At 61.5% G+C, this 3,341-nt stretch carries 3 protein-coding genes; 2 read left to right on the forward strand and 1 reads right to left on the reverse strand.

Annotated elements, in window-relative coordinates:
• Positions 1 to 1,543 (forward strand): efflux RND transporter permease subunit (locus OQK_RS25100; protein ID WP_038861740.1); only part of this gene is annotated, 1,543 nt, incomplete at its 5' end.
• Positions 1,540 to 2,961: an efflux transporter outer membrane subunit gene (locus tag OQK_RS25105; protein WP_016774854.1), complete on the forward strand. Its 1,422-nt coding sequence runs from the start codon at positions 1,540 to 1,542 to the stop codon at positions 2,959 to 2,961. The genes OQK_RS25100 and OQK_RS25105, both read left to right, overlap by 4 nt.
• Before the next feature lie 201 nt (positions 2,962 to 3,162).
• Here the strand turns inward: OQK_RS25105 and OQK_RS29560 are convergent.
• Positions 3,163 to 3,341 (reverse strand): HlyD family secretion protein (locus OQK_RS29560; RefSeq protein WP_038861742.1); only part of this gene is annotated, 179 nt, incomplete at its 5' end.

Raw genomic sequence — 3,341 nt, forward strand, 5'->3', positions numbered from 1 at the left:
CCTGCTCGTGTATGCAGGCCTGATGGTGCTGACCTTCTTCGGTTTCTCCAGCACGCCGACCGGTTTCGTACCCGGCCAGGACAAGCAATACCTGGTGGCCTTCGCGCAATTGCCGGATGCCGCGAGCCTGGATCGCACCGAAGACGTGATCAAGCGCATGTCCGACCTCGCGCTGAAACAGCCGGGCGTGGAAAGCGCCGTAGCGTTCCCGGGCCTGTCGATCAACGGCTTCACCAACAGCCCCAACGCCGGCATCGTCTTCGTGACCCTGAAACCGTTCGACGAGCGTAAAGACCCGAGCATGTCCGCCGGTGCGATTGCCGGTGCCTTGAACGGCCAGTACGCGAACATTCAGGAAGCGTACATGGCGATCTTCCCGCCACCGCCGGTACAAGGCCTGGGCACCATTGGTGGTTTCCGCCTGCAGATCGAAGACCGGGGCAACCTCGGCTACGACGAGCTGTACAAAGAAACCATGAACATCATCAACAAAAGCCACAACGTGCCGGAACTGGCCGGCCTGTTCACCAGCTACACGGTGAACGTGCCGCAGGTCGATGCCGCCATCGACCGCGAAAAAGCCAAGACCCATGGCGTGGCCGTCAGCGACATCTTCGACACCCTGCAGATCTATCTGGGTTCGCTGTATGCCAACGACTTCAACCGCTTCGGGCGCACCTATCAGGTCAACGTTCAGGCCGAACAGCAGTTCCGCCTTGAATCCGATCAGATCGGTCAGCTGAAAGTACGCAACAACAAAGGCGAAATGATTCCGCTGGCGACCTTCATCAAGGTCAGCGACACCTCGGGACCGGATCGCGTGATGCACTACAACGGCTTCATCACCGCTGAAATCAATGGTGCCGCAGCCCCGGGCTACAGCTCTGGCCAGGCGGAAAAAGCCATCGAGAAACTGCTCAAGGAAGAACTTCCGAACGGCATGACCTACGAGTGGACCGACCTGACCTACCAGCAGATTCTGTCTGGCAACACCGCGCTGTTCGTGTTCCCGCTCTGCGTACTGCTGGCGTTCCTGGTGCTCGCCGCACAATACGAAAGCTGGAGCCTGCCACTGGCGGTGATCCTGATCGTACCGATGACCCTGCTGTCGGCCATCACCGGTGTGATCATCTCCGGTGGTGACAACAACATCTTCACCCAGATCGGCTTGATCGTACTGGTGGGACTTGCCTGTAAAAACGCGATTCTCATCGTCGAGTTCGCCAAGGATAAACAGGAAGAAGGCCTCGACCCGCTCGCAGCGGTGCTGGAAGCCTGCCGCCTGCGTCTGCGGCCGATTCTGATGACCTCGTTCGCGTTCATCATGGGTGTGGTGCCACTGGTGTTCTCCAGCGGAGCCGGTGCCGAGATGCGTCACGCCATGGGTGTGGCGGTGTTCTCCGGGATGCTCGGGGTGACCTTCTTCGGTCTGCTGCTGACGCCAGTGTTCTACGTACTGATCCGTAACTTTGTCGAACGCGGCGAGCAGCGCAAAGCAGCCAAGGCGCACACTCTTCAAAAGCCACTGGAGGCGCAACAATGAGTCTGAAAGTCTTCCTGCCGAGTCTGCTGGTGCTGGCCCTCAGCGCCTGCGCCGTCGGCCCCGACTACAAGACCCCAGCCACGGAGGCGGCCAACATCACGACCGCCACCGACGGCGCCGCCGGGCAAAAGAACTTCGACCGCTCGAAATTCGAAGGCATCTGGTGGCAGCAATTCGATGATCCGACCCTGAACCAGTTGGTGAGCCAGTCGCTGCAAGGCAACCGTGAACTGCGCGTGGCGTTCGCCCGCTGGAAAGCCGCCCGGGCGATCCGCGACGACGCCAGCAATGACGCGATGCCGACCATCACCAGCCGCGCCAGCAGTGACCTGGGCAAGGGCCAGATTCCCGGCCAGACCACCGACCGGGTCAATAGCGAACGTTATGATCTCGGTCTGGACATGGCCTGGGAGCTCGACCTGTTCGGCCGCATCCAGCGCAATCTGGAAGCCAGTGATGCCGACCAGCAGGCCGCCGAAGCCGATCTGTACCAACTGCAAGTCACCATGATTGCCGAACTGGTCGACGCCTACGGTCAACTGCGCGGCGCCCAGCTGCGGGAAAAAATCGCCGTGGCCAACCTGAACAACCAGCAGGAGTCGCGCAAGATCACCATCAGCCTGCGTGACGCCGGTGTCGGTGATCAGCTTGATGTCGAGCGCGCCGATGCGCGTCTGGCCAACGTCGAAGCCACCGTGCCGCAGTTGCAGGCAGAACAGGTTCGGCAGAAAAACCGTATCGCTACCCTGCTCGGCGAACGCCCGGACAAACTGACCGTCGACCTGAGCCCGAAAGATCTGCCGGCCATCGCCAAGGCGCTGCCAATCGGTGATCCGGGTGAACTGCTGCAACGTCGTCCGGACATCCTCAGCGCCGAGCGGCAATTGGCTTCGGCCACTGCGCGCATCGGCGTGGCCAAAGCCGACCTGTTCCCCCGGGTCAGCCTCAGCGGCTTCCTCGGGTGGACGGCCGGACGTGGCTCGCAGATCGGTTCCTCGGCAGCCAACGCCTGGGCACTCGGCCCGAGCATCACCTGGGCTGCGTTTGACCTCGGCAGCGTCCGCGCCCGTTTGCGCGGCGCCGATGCTGACGCCGAAGGCGCGCTGGCCAACTACGAGCAACAGGTGCTGCTGGCGCTGGAAGAATCGGAAAACGCCTTCAGCGATTACGGCAAGCGTCAGCAACGTTTGATCTCGCTGATCCGTCAGAGCGAATCGAGTCGCAAGGCTGCCGATCTGGCAGAAATCCGTTATCGCGAAGGCACCACCGATTTCCTCGTCCTGCTCGACGCCCAGCGTGAGCGCCTGAACGCCGAAGACACTCAGGCCCAGGCCGAAGTCGAGCTGTATCGCGGCATCGTCGCGATCTACAAGGCCCTCGGCGGTGGCTGGCAACCGGAGACAGTCGCCAGCAAGTAAAGGTTGTTAAAGAGCTCCTTTGGTTGGCCGCAACCAACCAAATTTTTCGCCCCGCGTATCATTCGGTCGCGGGGTTTTTTTATGCCTTTGTGCAGCACTGGGTTTCTTGTGGGAGCGAGCCTGCTCGCGAAAGCGTCAGGTCAGACATATCAGCGGTGGCTGATACTCCGCCTTCGCGAGCAGGCTCGCTCCCACAGGGGATCAGCGGTGCTCCTCCAGGACGGTGACGGTGGCGGTTGTACCGGCGCGCAGGCGATGCTTGCCGGCAAAGTCACCATCAATGCCAATGCGCACCGGCACCCGTTGCGCCAGTTTCACCCAGGTGTAACTCGGGTTGATGTTCGCCAGCAGACGACTGCCCGGCGCGTTTTCGCGGTCGG

Origin of the sequence: Pseudomonas sp. R62 (genome assembly GCF_000257605.1) — a bacterium.
Lineage (GTDB): Bacteria > Pseudomonadota > Gammaproteobacteria > Pseudomonadales > Pseudomonadaceae > Aquipseudomonas > Aquipseudomonas atacamensis.

Excerpts from the sequence above, each read along its gene's own strand:
- OQK_RS25105 (WP_016774854.1), top strand. The coding sequence starts at position 1,540 with ATGAGTCTGAAAGTCTTCCTGCCGAGTCTGCTGGTGCTGGCCCTCAGC.